Source organism: Pseudomonas sp. CFBP 8758 (assembly GCF_014841725.1).
In the GTDB taxonomy this organism is placed as follows: Bacteria; Pseudomonadota; Gammaproteobacteria; order Pseudomonadales; family Pseudomonadaceae; genus Aquipseudomonas; species Aquipseudomonas baltica.
Genome location: NZ_JACYUK010000004.1, coordinates 292,379 through 308,757, shown reverse-complemented (window position 1 = coordinate 308,757; position 16,379 = coordinate 292,379). Strand labels below are relative to the sequence as shown.

The following is a 16,379-nucleotide window of genomic DNA, read 5'->3' as shown; positions in this document are numbered from 1 at the left end:
AGGTAGCGCGTGAAAATGAATCTGAGCTTTTTCTGTCATCGCGTCAATACTGGCAGATACCTGTCATTTGTTGCTAAAAGAAACGCAGCCGTTGCAGCTGCGTTCATTGACCGATCATTGGCCGATCAGTAGTGGTACCACTTCACCTCGAGCATGACTTCGTTGCGCGGCGAGTTCAAATGGCTGAACTCGCGCTGAGCGCTCAGGCGCAGGCCCAGGTTGCGAGAAATTTCCCACTGCTGATTCAGACTCAGGCTACGGCGCACTTCGCCATTGGTGAAGTAGTCACCCTTGCCCTCCAGGCTGAAATTGCCCAAGTCGTTCTTCCACAGCACGCCGCTGTTGAAACCCGCCGCCGGCGTGACGAACTGGGCAAAGTCGTTGTTGTGTTCCACCCGTGCCGTGCCAAGGGCAAAGCCCAGCAGGTGCTCGCCAAGCTGCCACGTACCGCCGGCACCGCCGTTCACATGGGACACCAGGTTTTCGTCGCCATGCTTGCCCAGCACCCGTTCCAGGCCGCCGGTGACCTGCCAGGAGAGGGGTTGCAACAGCTCGTTGCGCGGCGTCAGCGAACGGATCGTTGCCAGGTCAAGCTGCTGCAATTGCCAGTCATTGCCCTCGTACTGGCGCACTTTCAAGCCCAGGATCTCGATCTGCGCGCCCAGCGGAAAGCCCTCGGCGTTGTCGTTGAGGTCGTGATAGGCCATGCGCAGCCCGTACTCGGCGAACGCGGTATCACCGCGGGTACCCACGCCCGCGCTCCAGGTGCGTGACTGATGGCCATCCTCGGGCAAGCCCGGCCGGGCGATGTCCAGCGGGGGCGGGGGGTTGCGGTTGATCGCGCGCAGCAACTGGAAACTGCGCTGGGTCCTCGCCGGATCGCGCTCCTGGCCGGTGGCCCGATAGCGCTCGAGACGAAACGCGGCATCCTGGATCAGCGCCTGACGCTCCCTGCCCAGCGCCTGAAAACCTTCACTGTCGATCTGCGCCGTGTCGGCAGCGATCCGCTGTACCCATTGCTGCTCGCTGCTGTCCAGCGGCTTGGCGCGTTCGAGCAGCTCGCGCTCGCGAGATGCGCGATAGTCGATCTTCTCGACCAGCCCGGCAGCCTTCACCGCCTTCACCGTGTCGGTGGGAATGGCGGTCAGGGGGAATTGTGAGGTCAGGTCCAGGCCAGGCCTGGCCACCTGAAGCAGTTCGAGCAGACGATACGAGCAGTTTTCATCGAAGAAGAAATAGTCGAACTGCACCTGCTTGAGTTCCCACACATGCTCGACCATGCGCCCGGTTTCTTCCGGCGTGAGGTTGAGCCGGTACTCCCACAGGTCGCGGTTTTCCAGGCTGCGGTATTCGGAAAGCTTTTCCTGGTAGGGCACCAGGGCAAACAAGCCGGGATAGCCGCCGGCCAGGCCCTTCCAGGCGTAGAGAATGCTGTTGTCACCGCCTTCGACATAGGCGCCGAAGTTGATCGCATAGCTGAGCAGCGCGGTGTTGTTGCTTTGCACATCGGCCTGATCGATGCGCAGCAGGGTATGCCCGAACATCGACGAGGGGCTGTTCAGGTACGCCGCCGGGAATATCAGCACGGCGCTGTGGGGGGCCACGTCCGAGAACCACTTGCGGAACTCGGCGCAGTCCACGGTCGGCAGGTCGCTCAGCCCAAGCTGCTCGCGCAACCAGCGGGTACGCGCCGGGAACACGCACTGTGCATGGCGATCGCCCGTGCCTGCGGGTGCATAGATGGCCTTCAACGTGGCCTGCAGCTCGGCATCCGGATGGTGCGCGCCATCATCGGCCAGGAAGAATTTGCGGTCATCGACATAGCTGCGCCAGCCGCCGAGCTTGCCACGCTCGTAATGGCCGACGGAAATCCAGTACGGATCGTTGGCCAACTGTTGCAGACGCTGAGCGTCGAGGTGCGGAGCGGCATGCAGCGGGGCGCACACACAGAGCGCCAGGAAGGCAAGGCGTTTGAGCATTGTCGGCAACTAGTTCGGCGAAATCGGAAAGGGGGGATGCCCGCTCCGAAAGGAGCGGGCGGGTCGAGCTTAAGCCTGGGTGGCGTATTTGGCCAGACGTGGATCGTTTTTCAGGACCGCGATGGTGTTGCTGTGTACGTCTTCAGCGGTGCTGTCGGCGCTGCTGAAGATCTGCTGGAAGTGCTCGTGGGTAACCGACTGGAAGTAGGCACGGTCTTCGGGAGCGACGCCCAGAACCACGGCATAGGTGGTCAGTGCTTCGCCTTGGCCCTTGGCCATGTCTTCGGACAGCTCGTCCATCATGCCATTCATGGCAATCCAGGATTTACCGCCATAGGTCAGTGCAGCGTTGGTGGAGCAGCCGTTGGTGCCCGAGGTCATGCCGAAGGTGGCGTTGCCCGAAGTGCCGTTGGTGGTGGAAGCCAGGAAGTGCGCCGGAGTGCCGCGCTGGCCTTCGAACAACATGTTGCCCCAACCGCAATCCGGACCGCCGGGCGCTTGCGCCATGGCATTGATCGAGACGGCGGCGAACAGAGTACCCAGCAGAATCCGTTTCATAGCGTTGTTCTCTTTTTTGATGTGCTTACCGAGGGTCTAAGTGCCTGGGGATCCAGGACGGGCCGGTTATTTGGCCAGCCGCGTAACTTGGAGTTTAGGCAAGCGTTGCAGTTCCGCACGAAATGAGTAACTTGCAGCCTTGAGCGTCCAGCCCCGCTGCAGCTTGCACCGCCGCCACAGAAGCGCCCAGAATGACCGCATCTGCCCCGCCGAAGTAAGGATGCCCGATGCCCGATTCCGTAGCTGCCAGCCTGCGTCTTGCACCCGAGGCACTGACCCGCCCGTTTTCCGCTGAACAGTTCAACTTCACCACCACCAACGACCTGGAACCCTTCCGTGGCGTCCTGGGCCAGGAGCGCGCCGTCGAGGCCTTGCAGTTCGGCGTCGCCATGCCACGCCCCGGCTACAACGTATTCGTCATGGGCGAGCCCGGCACCGGCCGCTTCTCGTTCGTCAAACGCTACCTGAAAGCCGAGGGCAAGCGCCTGCAGACCCCGGCCGACTGGGTCTATGTGAACAACTTCGATGAGCCGCGCGAACCCCGCGCCCTCGAGCTGCCGCCAGGCAGTGCAGGTGCCTTCATCGGCGACATCGGGGGGCTCATCGACAATCTGCTGGCGACGTTTCCGGCGGTGTTCGAGCATCCGTCCTACCAGCAGCGCAAGAGCGCCATCGACCGAGCTTTCAACCAGCGCTACGACCGCGCACTGGATGTGATCGAAAAACTCTCGCTGGAAAAAGACATCGCGTTGTACCGCGACAGCAGCAACATCGCCTTCACCCCGATGCTCGACGGCAAGGCCCTGGATGAAGCCGAGTTCGCCCAGTTGCCCGAAGTCGACCGCGAGCGCTTCCATACCGATATCTCCAATCTGGAAGAGCGCCTCAACGAGGAGCTGGCCAGCCTGCCGCAGTGGAAACGCGAGTCGAGCAACCAGTTGCGTCACCTGAACGAAGAAACCATCACCCTGGCCCTGCAGCCATTGCTCGCGCCGCTGTCGGAAAAATACGCCGAGAACGCCGCGGTGTGCGGTTACCTGCAGGCCATTCAGGTCAATCTGCTCAAGACCGTGGTCGAGCAGCTGGTCGATGACAGCAAGGCCGATGCCCAGGCCCGCAAGCTGCTGGAAGAGCAGTACAGCCCCAGCCTGGTGGTCGGCCATCACCAGAGCGGTGGCGCGCCGGTGGTGTTCGAACCACACCCGACCTACGACAACCTGTTCGGCCGGATCGAGTACAGCACCGATCAGGGCGCGCTCTACACCACCTACAAACAGTTGCGCCCCGGCGCCCTGCACCGGGCCAACGGTGGCTTCCTGATTCTGGAAGCCGAGAAGATGCTGGGCGAGCCCTTCGTCTGGGACGCGCTCAAGCGCGCCTTGCAATCGCGCAAGCTGAAGATGGAATCGCCACTGGGCGAGTTCGGTCGGTTGGCCACTGTCACGCTCACGCCACAGATGATTCCGCTCCAGGTCAAGGTCATCATCATCGGCGCTCGCCAGCTGTACTACGCGTTGCAGGATCACGATCCCGACTTCCAGGAGATGTTCCGCGTCCTGGTGGACTTCGACGAAGACATCCCCATGGTCGACGAGAGCCTGGAGCAGTTCGCCCAACTGCTGAAGACGCGCACCTCGGAGGAGGGCATGGCGCCGCTGACCGGTGACGCCGTCGCGCGCCTGGCCACTTACAGTGCGCGTCTGGCGGAAAACCAGGGGCGGCTGTCGGCCCGTATCGGCGACTTGTTCCAGCTGGTCAGCGAGGCGGACTTCATCCGCCACCTGGCCAACGAAGAACGTACCGACGCCGGCCACATCGAGCGTGCGCTCAAGGCCAAGGCCACGCGCACCGGCCGGGTTTCGGCGCGCATCCTCGACGACATGCTGGCGGGCATCATCCTGATCGACACCAGCGGCGCCGCGGTGGGCAAGTGCAACGGCCTGACGGTGCTGGAAGTGGGCGACTCGGCGTTCGGTGTGCCGGCGCGCATCTCGGCCACGGTGTATCCGGGCGGCAGCGGCATCGTCGACATCGAGCGCGAGGTCAACCTGGGTCAGCCGATCCACTCCAAGGGGGTGATGATTCTCACCGGCTACCTGGGCAGTCGCTATGCACAGGAATTTCCCCTGGCCATTTCCGCCAGCATCGCCTTGGAGCAATCCTACGGATACGTGGATGGCGACAGCGCGTCGCTGGGCGAGGCCTGCACCTTGATCTCGGCGCTCTCGAAAATGCCGCTCAAACAGTGCTTCGCGATCACCGGTTCCATCAACCAGTTCGGCGAAGTCCAGGCGGTGGGCGGGGTCAACGAGAAGATCGAGGGTTTCTTCCGCCTGTGCGAGGCCCGCGGCCTGACGGGCGAGCAGGGTGCGATCATTCCGCAGGCCAACGTCGCCACCTTGATGCTCGACGAAAAGGTCCTGCAGGCGGTCCGCGACGGCAAGTTCCATGTCTATGCCGTGCGCCAGGCGGACGAGGCATTGAGCCTGCTGGCCGGTGAGCCAGCCGGTGAACCCGACGAGAACGGCGCGTTTCCCGAGGGCAGCATCAATGCCCGCGTGGTTGAGCGGCTGCGGGTCATCGCGGAAATGATCAGCGAGGAAGACCTCAAGGAAGCCGAGAAAGAACACGCGCTGGAAGAATTGGTCGAGGTCCGGCCAACGGTGTAGGTCTCCGAGGGGCCACCCAGCACGGGTCGGCCCCTCTGCGCCATCGTGCAGGCGTCACCCGGCCAGGGTGCGCCGTCAATTTGTGGAAAACTGACATCTGCAGGCGGCAGGCGGCTGCGACACACCGTCGCACGTCGTGCTTTGCCATGGCCGTGGCTATAATCGTCGCCAATTTCCACCACCCTGTGAGCCTCAATGGAACGCTTCATCGAAAAAACCATGTACGCCTCGCGCTGGTTGCTGGCGCCGATCTACGTTGGACTGTCCTTGGGTCTGCTGGCGCTGGCGCTGAAATTCTTCCAGGAAATCTTTCACGTCCTGCCCAACATCTTCGCCATGGCCGAATCGGAAGTGATTCTGGTGCTGCTTTCGCTCATCGACATGGCGCTGGTTGGCGGCCTTCTGGTGATGGTGATGATTTCCGGCTATGAAAACTTCGTGTCGCAACTGGACATCGAAGAGGGCGTCGAGAAGCTCAGTTGGCTGGGCAAGATGGACTCGTCTTCGCTGAAGATGAAAGTCGCCGCGTCGATCGTGGCCATTTCGTCCATCCATTTGCTGCGCGTGTTCATGGATGCCAAGAACATCGAGCCGCAGTACCTGATGTGGTACGTGATCATCCATATGACCTTCGTCATTTCGGCGTTTGCCATGGGCTACCTGGACAAGCTGACCAAGCACTGATTGCACCTGTAGCACGGGCGCATACGGCCCGGCCTGCTGAAGTGCGGGCCTGCAGTGTGCTAGTCTGCTGGCCCTTTTATCCGGGCGCGCCCTTCATCCCCGCATGAAGATTGCGGCGCGGCCCCGCAGCGGAGCAGTGTTATGTCCGAAGTACAATTGTCGACCGACGAAACCCGCGTCAGCTATGGCATTGGCCGTCAACTGGGCGGCCAACTGCGCGACAACCCACCACCTGGCGTCAGCCTGGAAGCCATCCTGGTCGGCCTGACCGATGCGTTCCGTGGCCATGAAAGCCGTGTGAGCGAAGAAGAGCTGAACGCCAGCTTCAAGGTGATCCGCGACATCATGCAGGCCGAGCAGCAGGCGAAGGCCGAAGCTGCGGCTGGCGAAGGCAAGGCGTACCTGGCCGAAAATGCCAAGCGTGCCGAAATCACCACCACCGCCAGCGGCTTGCAGTACGAAGTGTTGAGCACAGGCGAAGGCAGCAAGCCGGCCGGTGACAGCACCGTGCGCGTTCACTACCACGGCACCCTGACCGACGGCACCGTGTTCGACAGCTCCTACAACCGTGGCGAGCCGGCCGAATTCCCGGTCAACGGCGTGATCGCTGGCTGGACCGAAGCTCTGCAACTGATGCCTGCCGGCAGCAAGTGGCGTGTCCACGTACCGAGCGAACTGGCCTACGGCGCCCAGGGCGTCGGCAGCATCCCGCCGCACAGCGTGCTGGTGTTCGACGTCGAGCTGCTCGAAGTCCTGTAACCCGCCAGTGGAAACGCACTCCCTGTAGCAGCGGCGCAAGCCGCGTCCGGCCTCACCGCGTGTGTCCAGAAACACCGCACCCACCGCCGACGCGGCTCGCGCCGCTGCTACAGGTGCCTGGCCTCCACCGACGACGCGGCTTGCGCCGCTGCTGCAGGGGGCCTGCATGCACTGCTGACGCGGCTCGCGCTGCTGCTGCGGGGAGTGCGGTATCTGTAGCAGCGGCGCAAGCCGCGTCCGGCTTCGGCGCGGTGTATCAGTGCAACTCCCCCATTGGCCGCAGTGCCCGTGCGTAGCAGAACAAAAACAGGTTGCGCACCACTTCCTTGAGCACTCCAGGTTCGCTCGAACTCAGGCCATGCAGGTCGAGGTCGCCCTGGTCGCGTAGCTCATCCAGAGCATCCTCGCCAAGCACCGCACAGACTTCACCCGTCTCGCGATGCAGGATGCGCAGGTAGGGGTGTGGGCGGTCGAGCCAGGCGTCGATCAGATAGGTCATGGCAATTCTCCTTGAGGGCATTCAATGAGAATAATTCTTATTCATATAATAGCAAGCGACTATTTGCCTTCCGCAGGCATTGCACCCTTGGAAGTCATGCCGGGCGCCTCGCGACGGCCCGGACCGCTGGTCGGGCGACGCCTCAGACCTTGCGCACGAACTCGGACTTGAGCTTCATCGCGCCAATGCCGTCGATCTTGCAGTCGATGTCATGGTCGCCATCGCACAGGCGGATGTTCTTGACCTTGGTGCCGACCTTGACCACCAGCGAAGAGCCTTTGACCTTGAGGTCCTTGATCACGGTAACGGTGTCGCCGTCGGCCAGGGCATTGCCCACCGAGTCCTTGATCGTCAAAGCATCGCCGTCGGCACTCTCGTCGCTCGTGGCCGACCACTCATGGCTGCATTCGGGACAGATCAGCTGAGTGCCGTCTTCGTAGGTGTATTCGCTGTTGCATTTGGGGCAGGGCGGCAGCGTGCTCACGAGATTCCTCGGGGGTAGGGAATAAAGGCGCGCAGTATATAGGGTTTTTGCCGCAAGAGCCCATCAGCGCCAGCTGCCATGCAAGCTGCGCCTTTATGTGGAGTATGGCTCTTGTCTGGGAGCAGGGCTTTGGTGGAACAGGCTCTGCCAGCAAGAGCCCACCGCTCACTCACCGTAGAATCGGACACTTGTGGGAGCGGGCTCTGCCCGCGAATGGCCCACCACCGAATCAGTGCGTGCGCGCCACCGCAAATTCACTCAGCTCGACCAGGGCATCCCGGTATTGGCTGGCAGGCAGCGCCTCCAGCTGAGCAATGGCCTTGGCCACATAATCGCGTGCCAGCTGCGCGGTGTAATCCAGCGCGCCACAATCCTCGACCGCAGCGCGGATGCGTTCCAGATCCTCGATCCCGCCCTTCTGGATCGCCTGGCGGACCAGCGCTGCCTGCTCGGCGGTGCCTTCACGCATGGTGTAGATCAGTGGCAAGGTCGGCTTGCCCTCGGCCAGATCGTCGCCCACGTTCTTGCCCAGCGTCTCGGCGTCGCCGCGATAATCGAGCAGATCGTCGACCAGCTGGAAAGCGACGCCCAGGTGATCACCGAACGTGCGCAGCGCTTCACACTGTTCGGGGCTGGCACCGGTGAGCGCCGCGGCGCTGTGTGCCGAAGCCTCGAAGAGCATCGCGGTCTTGCCGCGGATCACTTCCATGTAGATTTCTTCGGTGGTGCTGGCGTCCCGCACCTTGGACAGCTGCAGCACTTCGCCCTCGGCAATGATGCGCGTGGCATGCGACAGAATCTTCATCACCGGCATCGAGCCCAGTTCGACCATCATTTCGAACGAGCGCGAATAGAGGAAGTCGCCCACCAGCACGCTTGGCGCATTGCCCCACTTGGCATTGGCGGTGGAACGACCACGGCGCATGCCGGACATGTCGACCACGTCGTCATGCAGCAGGGTCGAGGTGTGCAACAGCTCGATGGTGGCTGCCAGCAGACGCAGGTCGTCGCTTTGATGGCCCAATGCTTTGCCGGCGAGGAGCACCAGCAGCGGCCGCAGGCGCTTGCCCCCAGAGGAGGTGATGTAGTCGCTGATCGTCGATACCAACGGCACGCGCGAGGTCAGCTGCTGCTTGATGATCCCGTCGACGGCGCTGAAATCGTCCGCCACCGCGCGGTAGAAAGCTTGGGGTTGCATCAGCGAGAGTCGCTCCAGAAGGGTTGCGCGGCATGCTAGGACGCGGGTCGGGGTGTGTCAAGGCGCGTCCATGGCCCTGGGCGCCCGCGTGCAGGCCCGGCACGGCCCGGTATGGCCCGTGAAAGGCGTTCTGCCAGGTCCGCCAAGCCGATGAGGCGACTGGCGGCCTCTTGTCAGAGGTTCGCCGCTTGCGTACAATCGCGCACCCTGAACTTCCTGGGCAGCACCTGCCTTACGCAATTGCATTTGGGGCGTTCCAACCCATGCAGCCATGCCAGCCGACACTCTACTTATAAAGAGCTGGGTGAGCAGGATTATCGGAGAAATACCATGTCGTACGCAGTAATCGTTACCGGTGGCAAGCAATACAAGGTCGCCCCAGGTGAATACCTGAAGATCGAGAAACTGGAAATCGCCACCGGCGAATCCGTTACCTTTGATCGCGTTCTGTTGGTCGCCAATGGCGACGACGTGAACATCGGCGCTCCAGTGGTTGCCGGCGCTACCGTTGTGGCTGAAGTGATTTCCCAAGGTCGTCACGATAAGGTCCGCATCATCAAGTTCCGTCGTCGTAAGCACCACATGAAGCGCATGGGCCACCGCCAGTGGTACACCGAGATCAAAATCACCGGTATTCAGGCTTAATTTCAGCCTAATTCCTCACTAGGAGAATTGACTCATGGCACACAAAAAAGCTGGTGGTAGTACCCGTAACGGTCGCGACTCAGAAGCCAAACGCCTTGGCGTGAAGATGTATGGCGGCCAGGCTATCATCCCAGGCAACATCATCGTGCGTCAGCGCGGCACCCAGTTCCACGCTGGCTACGGCGTTGGCATGGGCAAGGATCACACCCTGTTCGCGAAAGTCGCAGGCGTGATCAAGTTCGAAGTAAAGGGCGCCTTCGGTCGTCGTTACGTGAGCGTTGTCGCAGCTTAATCGCGACGTCGCTGGAGAAGCCCTGTCTTGCGACGGGGCTTTTTCGTTTTTGGAGTGAGTCTCTTGCAAAGGTTTGCATGGGCTGTCGGTACGAGAGTCATTGACGGGTTTGCCGCGCTCATTTTCGCAAGAGCCTTACGTTTCAGTTTCATTAGCTCGTCCCTGCGGCGAGAGGCGTATTTTTCATGAAGTTTGTAGATGAAGTATCCATCCGCGTGAAAGCGGGTGACGGTGGCAACGGCTGCATGAGCTTTCGCCGTGAAAAATTCATTGAGAATGGCGGCCCCAACGGCGGCGACGGTGGCGATGGCGGCTCGATCTACATGATCGCCGACGAAAACCTCAACACTTTGGTCGACTATCGCTATACCCGCCACTTCGATGCCGAGCGCGGCGCCAACGGTGGCAGCACCGATTGCACCGGCAAGAAAGGTGAAGACATGGAGCTGCGCGTACCGGTAGGTACCACGGTGATCGATGCTTCCACCCAGGAAGTGATCGGTGACCTGGTCAAGGCCGGTCAGCGCCTGCTCGTCGCACACGGCGGCTGGCACGGTCTGGGCAACACCCGCTTCAAGTCCAGTACCAACCGCGCGCCGCGCCAGACCAGTCCGGGCAAGCCGGGTGAGCAGCGTGACCTCAAGCTGGAAATGAAAGTGCTGGCCGATGTTGGCTTGCTGGGCCTGCCCAATGCTGGCAAGAGCACCTTCATCCGCTCGGTCTCCGCGGCCAAGCCCAAGGTGGCGGACTACCCGTTCACCACATTGGTGCCGAACCTGGGTGTGGTCAGTGTCGATCGCTGGAAGAGCTTCGTGGTAGCCGACATTCCCGGTCTGATCGAGGGCGCTTCGCACGGTGCCGGCCTGGGTATCCGCTTCCTCAAGCACCTGGCGCGTACGCGCGTGCTGTTGCACCTGGTCGACATGGCGCCGCTGGATGAAACCAGTGCTGCCGATGCCGCCGAAGTGATCGTCAACGAACTGGTCAAGTTCAGTCCGTCGCTGGCCGAGCGCGAGCGCTGGCTGGTGCTCAACAAGTGCGACCAGATTCTGGAAGAAGAGCACGAAGAGCGGGTCAAGGAAATCGTCGACCGCCTGGAGTGGGAAGGTCCGGTCTACGTGATCTCGGCCATCGCCAAGGAAGGTACCGAGCGCCTGAGCCGCGACATCATGCGCTACCTTGAAGACCGTGCCGATCGCCTGGCCCGTGACCCGGCCTATGCCGATGAGCTGGCCGAGCTCGACCAGCGCATCGAAGACGAGGCTCGCGCGCAGCTGCAGGCCCTGGATGATCAGCGCGCACTGCGCCGTAGCGGCGTGAAGAGCGTCCACGACATCGGCGATGACGACGATTGGGAAGAAGAAGACGCCGAAGACGGCCCGGAAATCATCTACGTCCGCGACTAGTGCGTATGGGTGCAGGTCCCGCTCCTGTAGGAGCGGCCCGCGGCCGCGAAGGGCGCACCGCGGTGTGCCTGGCACTCCACGGTGTCTTCTTCGCAGCCGATGACCGCTCCCACAGTGATCTCCAGTGTTAAACTAAGCGCCGCTCACCATGAGCGGCGTTTTTGTTTTTCTACCGGGCAAAGGTTGGCAGATGATGCGGAGCAAGGTGACGGGTGCGCAGCGTTGGGTCGTGAAGATCGGCAGTGCGCTGCTGACCGCGGACGGCAAGGGTCTGGATCGCGCGGCGATGAGTGTCTGGGTCGAGCAGATGGTTGCTTTGCACAATGCCGGGGTCGAGCTGGTGCTGGTCTCTTCGGGGGCTGTAGCGGCCGGCATGAGTCGTCTTGGATGGGTCAAGCGCCCCAGTGGCATGCACGAGCTGCAGGCTGCCGCCGCCATCGGCCAGATGGGGCTGGTGCAGGCCTGGGAGTCTAGCTTTGCCGAGCATGGCCGGCACACCGCGCAGATCCTGCTGACCCACGACGACCTCTCCGATCGCAAGCGCTACCTCAATGCGCGCAGTACCCTGCGGACCCTGGTCGAGCTGGGCGTGGTGCCGGTCATCAATGAAAACGATACCGTGGTCACCGACGAAATCCGCTTCGGCGACAACGACACCCTGGCGGCCCTGGTGGCCAACCTGGTGGAGGCGGACCTGCTGGTGATCCTCACCGATCGCGATGGCATGTTCGATGCCGATCCGCGCACCAACCCCGATGCACAATTGATCTTCGAAGCGCGTGCCGACGACCCATCGCTGGATGCGGTTGCCGGCGGTACCGGCGGCGCGCTGGGGCGTGGCGGCATGCAGACCAAGCTGCGCGCCGCACGCCTGGCGGCTCGCTCCGGGGCGCATACGGTGATCGTCGGTGGCCGTATCGAGCGCGTGCTCGATCGGCTCAAGGCCGGCGAGCGCCTGGGTACGCTGCTGTCGCCCGAGCGTGAAATGCTCGCCGCGCGCAAGCAATGGCTGGCCGGACACTTGCAGACCCGCGGCACCCTGGTGCTCGACGAAGGGGCCGTGCAAGCCTTGACCGGTGGCCACAAGAGCCTGCTGCCGGTAGGTGTGAAAGTGGTCCAGGGAAGTTTTCGGCGGGGTGAAATGGTGGTGTGCGTGGCGCCCGATGGTCGCGAGATCGCACGTGGCCTGGCCAACTACAGTGCGCTGGAAGCCCAGAAAATCATTGGTCAGTCGTCGGACGTTATCGAGCGCTTGCTGGGCTATATGGCCGAGCCCGAGCTGGTGCACCGCGACAACCTGATCCTCGTTTGATCCCTACAGGAACGTTTCCATGAAAGTGCTCAAAGCCCTCGCGGCTGCCATGTTGTGCCTGCCGATGCTGGCGAGTGCCGAGGAAATCGGCCAGGTGTCCACGGTGTTCAAGGTTGTTGGTCCCAACGATCGCATCGTCGTCGAGGCGTTCGATGATCCCAAGGTGCCAGGGGTGACCTGTTATCTGTCGCGCGCCAAGACGGGCGGAGTGAAGGGTGGCCTGGGCCTGGCGGAAGACCGTGCGGAAGCGTCCATCGCCTGCCGCCAGGTCGGGCCGATCCAGCTGCCGGGCAACTTGAAGGAGGGCGAGGAAGTGTTCAAGGAGCGCACCTCGCTGGTGTTCAAGACCATGCAGGTGGTCCGTTTTCACGACAAGAAGCGCAACGCCCTGGTGTATCTGGTCTACAGCGACCGCATGATCGAAGGCAGCCCGCAAAACGCCGTGACCGCCATCCCCATCCGCCCCTGGACCGAATAACCGCGTTGCACCCTTCGCGGCCGATGACCGCTCCTACGGAAGACATGCATGGCCCACCGTAGGAGCGGTCATCGGCCGCGAAAAGGGCACTGCGGTGTGTCAGGTAAGCCGCGTCGCACCCTTCGCGGCCACGGACCGCTCCTACGGAAGACATGCATAGCTCACCGTAGGAGCGGTCATCGGCCGCGAAGAGGGCGCCTCGATACCGGCACATTCACACAGGCACAAAAAAGCCGACCCTGGGGTCGGCTTTTTCTACATCGTACAGCTGATCAGGCAGCAGCAGCCTGGTTCAGTGCTTTGATGTGGCCGTTCAGACGGCCCTTGTGGCGAGCAGCCTTGTTCTTGTGGATGATGCCTTTATCGGCCATACGGTCGATAACTGGCACGGCCAGAACGTAAGCAGCTTGTGCTTTTTCTGCGTCTTTTGCGTCGATGGCTTTGACTACATTCTTGATGTAGGTGCGAACCATGGAACGCAGGCTGGCGTTGTGGCTGCGACGCTTCTCAGCCTGTTTTGCACGTTTTTTGGCGGAAGGTGAGTTGGCCACCGTCGAGCTCCTCGAAAGACTTTTTGAAATAGCAAACAAATAAGGCCGCGAATCATGCCCATCAACGAGTTGGTTGTCAAGGGTACGTGAGACGATCCGCTAAGTGGTTGGTCGGGTGTCGAAGTGATTCACTTCTGGCCCGCGACCTGTACACTCGCGAAGTTCTGGCTCTGCCTGCTGATGCGGCGCGGAGTATCGCACACCTGGGCCGGATATGGGCCTGCTCTTCGTCAACGGGCATGAAAAACTTTCGATGAACCTACTTAAATCCCTGGCCGCGGTCAGCTCCATCACCATGGTTTCGCGGGTGTTGGGCTTCGTCCGCGACACCATCATTGCGCGCATTTTCGGCGCCGGCATGGCCACCGATGCCTTCTTCATCGCTTTCAAGCTGCCCAACCTGCTGCGCCGGATCTTCGCCGAAGGCGCCTTTTCCCAGGCGTTCGTGCCCATTCTCGCCGAGTACAAGAGCCAGCAGGGCGAGGAGGCCACGCGTACCTTCATTGCCTACGTCGCCGGCCTGCTGACCCTCGCACTGGCGCTGGTGACGGTGGCCGGGATACTCGCTGCGCCGTGGGTGATCTGGGCAACCGCTCCGGGTTTTGCCGATACCCCGGAGAAATTCGCGCTCACCAGCGATCTGTTGCGGGTGACCTTTCCTTATATATTGCTGATATCGCTGTCGTCCTTCGTCGGTGCCATCCTCAACACCTACAACCGCTTCTCGGTACCGGCTTTCACGCCCACGCTGCTGAACGTGTCGATGATCCTGTTTGCCCTGTTCCTCACGCCCTATTTCGATCCGCCGGTCATGGCGCTCGGCTGGGCCGTGCTGGCGGGTGGGTTGGCGCAATTGCTCTATCAACTGCCGCATCTGAAAAAGCTCGGCCTGCTGGTGCTGCCACGCCTGAGCCTGCGCGATACCGGTGCCCTGCGGGTGATGAAGCAGATGCTGCCGGCAATCCTCGGTGTATCGGTGAGCCAGATTTCGCTGATCATCAATACCGTGTTCGCCTCGTTCCTGGTGGCCGGCTCGGTGTCCTGGATGTACTACGCCGACCGCCTGATGGAGCTGCCGTCGGGGGTATTGGGCGTAGCCTTGGGCACGATCCTCCTGCCGACCCTGGCCAAGACCTACGCCAACAGGGATCGTCATGAATACTCGCGCATCCTCGACTGGGGGCTGCGCCTGTGTTTCGTGCTGGTCCTGCCGTGCGCGGTGGCCCTGGCGTTGCTCGCCGAGCCCTTGACCGTGGCGTTGTTCCAGTACGGCAAGTTCACCGCGCTGGATGCGGCCATGACCCAGCGCGCGCTGATCGCCTATTCCATCGGCCTGCTGGGGATCATTCTGATCAAGGTGCTGGCGCCCGGGTTCTACGCCCAGCAGAACATTCGCACGCCGGTGAAGATCGCCATCTTCACCTTGGTGGCGACACAGGTTTTCAACCTGATGTTCATCAGCCATCTGCAGCACGCAGGCCTGGCGCTGGCCATCAGCCTGGGCGCCTGCCTGAACGCCGGGTTGCTGTACTGGAAGCTGCGTCAGCAGGACCTGTTCCAGCCGCAGCCGGGCTGGACCGCCTTTCTGTGCAAATTGGGCGTGGCCGTGCTGGCCATGGCCGCTGCCTTGCTGGTGCTGCTGCAGTACATGCCGGCCTGGGCCGACGGGCAGATGCTCGAGCGCTTCCTGCGCCTGGGGCTGTTGGTGTTGACAGGCGTGCTAGTGTATTTCGGAATGTTGTTGGCCATGGGCTTCCGCCTCAAGGACTTCGCTCGCCGCGGGCTGGCGTGATCCTCGAGCGCACTGGCTGCCCTTGGCCGCGAGCGGTTTTATGCGTTAGCGAACATCCATGCACGCTGTTGCCTGTCGTCGACGCGTGGGTATGGTTATAATCGACCACTTTATGAGCAAGAAGCGCGTTATGCAGCTGGTTCGAGGCCTTCACAATCTGCGGCCCCAGCATCGGGGCTGCGCCGCCACCATTGGCAATTTCGACGGTGTCCATCGTGGCCACCAGGCTATTCTGGCCCGGCTGCGCGAGCGTGCCCGCGAGTTGGGCGTGCCCAGTTGTGTGGTCATCTTCGAGCCCCAGCCGCGCGAATACTTCAGCCCGCAGACCGCGCCGGCACGTCTGGCCCGGCTGCGCGACAAAGTGCAGCTGCTGGCTGCGGAACAGGTCGATCTGGTGCTGTGCCTGGCCTTCAACAAGCGCCTGAGCCAGCTCAGTGCGTCGGAGTTCGTCGACACCATCCTGATCGACGGCCTGGGCGTGAAACATCTGGAGGTTGGTGACGACTTCCGCTTCGGCTGCGACCGGGCAGGGGACTTCGATTTCCTGACCCAGGCCGGCAGCCTCCAGGGCTTTACCGTCGAGTCGGCGCAGACCGTCGAAATGGACGGCGTCCGCGTCAGCAGCACCCAGGTCCGCAAGGCTCTGGCTGCGGCCGACTTCGAACGTGCCGGGCAGTTGCTCGGCCGGCCCTTCTGCATCGAAGGAAGGGTCCTGCATGGGCAGAAGCTGGCCCGCCAACTGGGCTGGCCCACTGCCAATGTGCAACTCAAGCGCCGTCGCGCGCCGCTCACCGGGGTATACCTGGTCAGTGTCGACATCGACGGCAAGACCTGGCCAGGAGTCGCCAACATAGGCGTGCGGCCAACCGTTGCAGGTGATGGCAGTGCCCACCTGGAAGTGCATTTGCTGGACTTTGCCGGTGACCTCTATGGCCGGCATTTAACGGTGGCGTTCCACCACAAGCTGCGTGATGAGCAGCGTTTCGCCTCGCTTGAGGCGCTGAAGTCGGCGATCGATGCGGATGTCGCCGCCGCGCGTGCCCACTGGGCCAAGCCAACCGCTTAAATTGAAG

16 protein-coding genes are annotated in these 16,379 nt (G+C 62.2%); 10 read left to right on the top strand and 6 right to left on the bottom strand.

Annotated features, from left to right (window positions below):
* Positions 1-125: 125 nt before the first annotated feature.
* Together IFT75_RS10830 and IFT75_RS10825 are read right to left on the bottom strand one after the other, a co-directional pair.
* Positions 126-1,979, bottom strand: coding sequence for an Lnb N-terminal periplasmic domain-containing protein (locus IFT75_RS10830; protein ID WP_192054767.1), 1,854 nt, complete (start codon positions 1,977-1,979; stop codon positions 126-128).
* Between the two features lie 69 nt (positions 1,980-2,048).
* Complete coding sequence (locus tag IFT75_RS10825; protein ID WP_043192793.1) at positions 2,049-2,537, bottom strand: DUF3015 domain-containing protein; 489 nt, start codon at positions 2,535-2,537, stop codon at positions 2,049-2,051.
* Between the two features lie 227 nt (positions 2,538-2,764).
* Here IFT75_RS10825 and IFT75_RS10820 point away from each other — a divergent pair, with 227 nt between their 5' ends.
* The 3 genes from IFT75_RS10820 (at position 2,765) to IFT75_RS10810 (ending at position 6,649) form a co-directional block, all read left to right on the top strand.
* Positions 2,765-5,206 carry a Lon protease family protein gene (locus tag IFT75_RS10820; protein ID WP_185795204.1) on the top strand — a complete coding sequence of 814 codons (2,442 nt, stop codon included), beginning with the start codon at positions 2,765-2,767 and terminating at the stop codon, positions 5,204-5,206.
* A 195-nt stretch (positions 5,207-5,401) separates the two neighbouring features.
* Positions 5,402-5,890 carry a TIGR00645 family protein gene (locus IFT75_RS10815; protein WP_043192796.1) on the top strand — a complete coding sequence of 163 codons (489 nt, stop codon included), beginning with the start codon at positions 5,402-5,404 and terminating at the stop codon, positions 5,888-5,890.
* A gap of 141 nt (positions 5,891-6,031) precedes the next feature.
* The gene (locus tag IFT75_RS10810; RefSeq protein ID WP_122475340.1) at positions 6,032-6,649 is read left to right on the top strand and encodes an FKBP-type peptidyl-prolyl cis-trans isomerase; all 618 of its coding nucleotides are present in this window, start codon (positions 6,032-6,034) and stop codon (positions 6,647-6,649) included.
* Positions 6,650-6,905: 256 nt separating this feature from the next.
* Here the strand turns inward: IFT75_RS10810 and IFT75_RS10805 are convergent, their stop codons facing one another.
* The 3 genes from IFT75_RS10805 to IFT75_RS10795 all read right to left on the bottom strand — a co-directional run bounded on the left by IFT75_RS10805 (position 6,906) and on the right by IFT75_RS10795 (position 8,830).
* Complete coding sequence (locus IFT75_RS10805; protein ID WP_122475338.1) at positions 6,906-7,148, bottom strand: PA4570 family protein; 243 nt, start codon at positions 7,146-7,148, stop codon at positions 6,906-6,908.
* Between the two features lie 142 nt (positions 7,149-7,290).
* A complete protein-coding gene (locus tag IFT75_RS10800) occupies positions 7,291-7,632 on the bottom strand; it encodes a zinc ribbon domain-containing protein YjdM (protein WP_122475337.1) in 342 nt (113 codons plus the stop codon).
* Between the two features lie 229 nt (positions 7,633-7,861).
* Positions 7,862-8,830, bottom strand: a complete 969-nt coding sequence (locus IFT75_RS10795; protein WP_192054765.1) for a polyprenyl synthetase family protein — start codon at positions 8,828-8,830, stop codon at positions 7,862-7,864.
* Between the two features lie 330 nt (positions 8,831-9,160).
* Here IFT75_RS10795 and rplU point away from each other — a divergent pair, with 330 nt between their 5' ends.
* From rplU to IFT75_RS10770, 5 genes are all read left to right on the top strand, one after another.
* A complete protein-coding gene (gene rplU / locus IFT75_RS10790) occupies positions 9,161-9,475 on the top strand; it encodes a 50S ribosomal protein L21 (protein ID WP_003176051.1) in 315 nt (104 codons plus the stop codon).
* Between the two features lie 34 nt (positions 9,476-9,509).
* A complete protein-coding gene (gene rpmA / locus IFT75_RS10785) occupies positions 9,510-9,767 on the top strand; it encodes a 50S ribosomal protein L27 (protein WP_008371588.1) in 258 nt (85 codons plus the stop codon).
* 185 nt (positions 9,768-9,952) lie between these two features.
* Positions 9,953-11,173, top strand: coding sequence for an Obg family GTPase CgtA (gene cgtA / locus IFT75_RS10780; protein WP_043192803.1), 1,221 nt, complete (start codon positions 9,953-9,955; stop codon positions 11,171-11,173).
* 193 nt (positions 11,174-11,366) lie between these two features.
* Positions 11,367-12,485, top strand: a complete 1,119-nt coding sequence (gene proB / locus IFT75_RS10775) for a glutamate 5-kinase (protein ID WP_122475717.1) — start codon at positions 11,367-11,369, stop codon at positions 12,483-12,485.
* Between the two features lie 19 nt (positions 12,486-12,504).
* Positions 12,505-12,963, top strand: coding sequence for a CreA family protein (locus IFT75_RS10770; RefSeq protein WP_122475332.1), 459 nt, complete (start codon positions 12,505-12,507; stop codon positions 12,961-12,963).
* Between the two features lie 272 nt (positions 12,964-13,235).
* On the opposite strand, the gene rpsT is transcribed toward IFT75_RS10770, so the two are convergent.
* Positions 13,236-13,514 (bottom strand): 30S ribosomal protein S20, encoded by a 279-nt coding sequence (rpsT, locus tag IFT75_RS10765; protein ID WP_043192805.1) that lies wholly within the window; start codon positions 13,512-13,514, stop codon positions 13,236-13,238.
* Positions 13,515-13,767: 253 nt separating this feature from the next.
* Between rpsT and murJ the strand changes: the two genes are divergently transcribed.
* Together murJ and ribF are read left to right on the top strand one after the other, a co-directional pair.
* On the top strand, positions 13,768-15,306 hold the full coding sequence (gene murJ, locus IFT75_RS10760) for a murein biosynthesis integral membrane protein MurJ (RefSeq protein WP_192054763.1): 1,539 nt from the start codon (positions 13,768-13,770) through the stop codon (positions 15,304-15,306).
* 130 nt (positions 15,307-15,436) lie between these two features.
* Positions 15,437-16,372, top strand: a complete 936-nt coding sequence (ribF, locus tag IFT75_RS10755) for a bifunctional riboflavin kinase/FAD synthetase (protein WP_122475330.1) — start codon at positions 15,437-15,439, stop codon at positions 16,370-16,372.
* Positions 16,373-16,379: the final 7 nt, after the last annotated feature.

What these genes read in the sequence shown, in the direction of transcription:
- proB (WP_122475717.1), top strand. Translation starts at nt 11,367, where the DNA reads ATGCGGAGCAAGGTGACGGGTGCGCAGCGTTGGGTCGTGAAGATCGGC.
- rpmA (WP_008371588.1), top strand. Translation starts at nt 9,510, where the DNA reads ATGGCACACAAAAAAGCTGGTGGTAGTACCCGTAACGGTCGCGACTCA.
- IFT75_RS10830 (WP_192054767.1), bottom strand. Translation starts at nt 1,979, where the DNA reads ATGCTCAAACGCCTTGCCTTCCTGGCGCTCTGTGTGTGCGCCCCGCTG.
- IFT75_RS10795 (WP_192054765.1), bottom strand. Translation starts at nt 8,830, where the DNA reads ATGCAACCCCAAGCTTTCTACCGCGCGGTGGCGGACGATTTCAGCGCC.
- IFT75_RS10805 (WP_122475338.1), bottom strand. Translation starts at nt 7,148, where the DNA reads ATGACCTATCTGATCGACGCCTGGCTCGACCGCCCACACCCCTACCTG.
- IFT75_RS10810 (WP_122475340.1), top strand. Translation starts at nt 6,032, where the DNA reads ATGTCCGAAGTACAATTGTCGACCGACGAAACCCGCGTCAGCTATGGC.
- murJ (WP_192054763.1), top strand. Translation starts at nt 13,768, where the DNA reads ATGAACCTACTTAAATCCCTGGCCGCGGTCAGCTCCATCACCATGGTT.
- IFT75_RS10820 (WP_185795204.1), top strand. Translation starts at nt 2,765, where the DNA reads ATGCCCGATTCCGTAGCTGCCAGCCTGCGTCTTGCACCCGAGGCACTG.
- rplU (WP_003176051.1), top strand. Translation starts at nt 9,161, where the DNA reads ATGTCGTACGCAGTAATCGTTACCGGTGGCAAGCAATACAAGGTCGCC.
- cgtA (WP_043192803.1), top strand. Translation starts at nt 9,953, where the DNA reads ATGAAGTTTGTAGATGAAGTATCCATCCGCGTGAAAGCGGGTGACGGT.
- IFT75_RS10770 (WP_122475332.1), top strand. Translation starts at nt 12,505, where the DNA reads ATGAAAGTGCTCAAAGCCCTCGCGGCTGCCATGTTGTGCCTGCCGATG.
- IFT75_RS10825 (WP_043192793.1), bottom strand. Translation starts at nt 2,537, where the DNA reads ATGAAACGGATTCTGCTGGGTACTCTGTTCGCCGCCGTCTCGATCAAT.
- IFT75_RS10815 (WP_043192796.1), top strand. Translation starts at nt 5,402, where the DNA reads ATGGAACGCTTCATCGAAAAAACCATGTACGCCTCGCGCTGGTTGCTG.
- ribF (WP_122475330.1), top strand. Translation starts at nt 15,437, where the DNA reads ATGCAGCTGGTTCGAGGCCTTCACAATCTGCGGCCCCAGCATCGGGGC.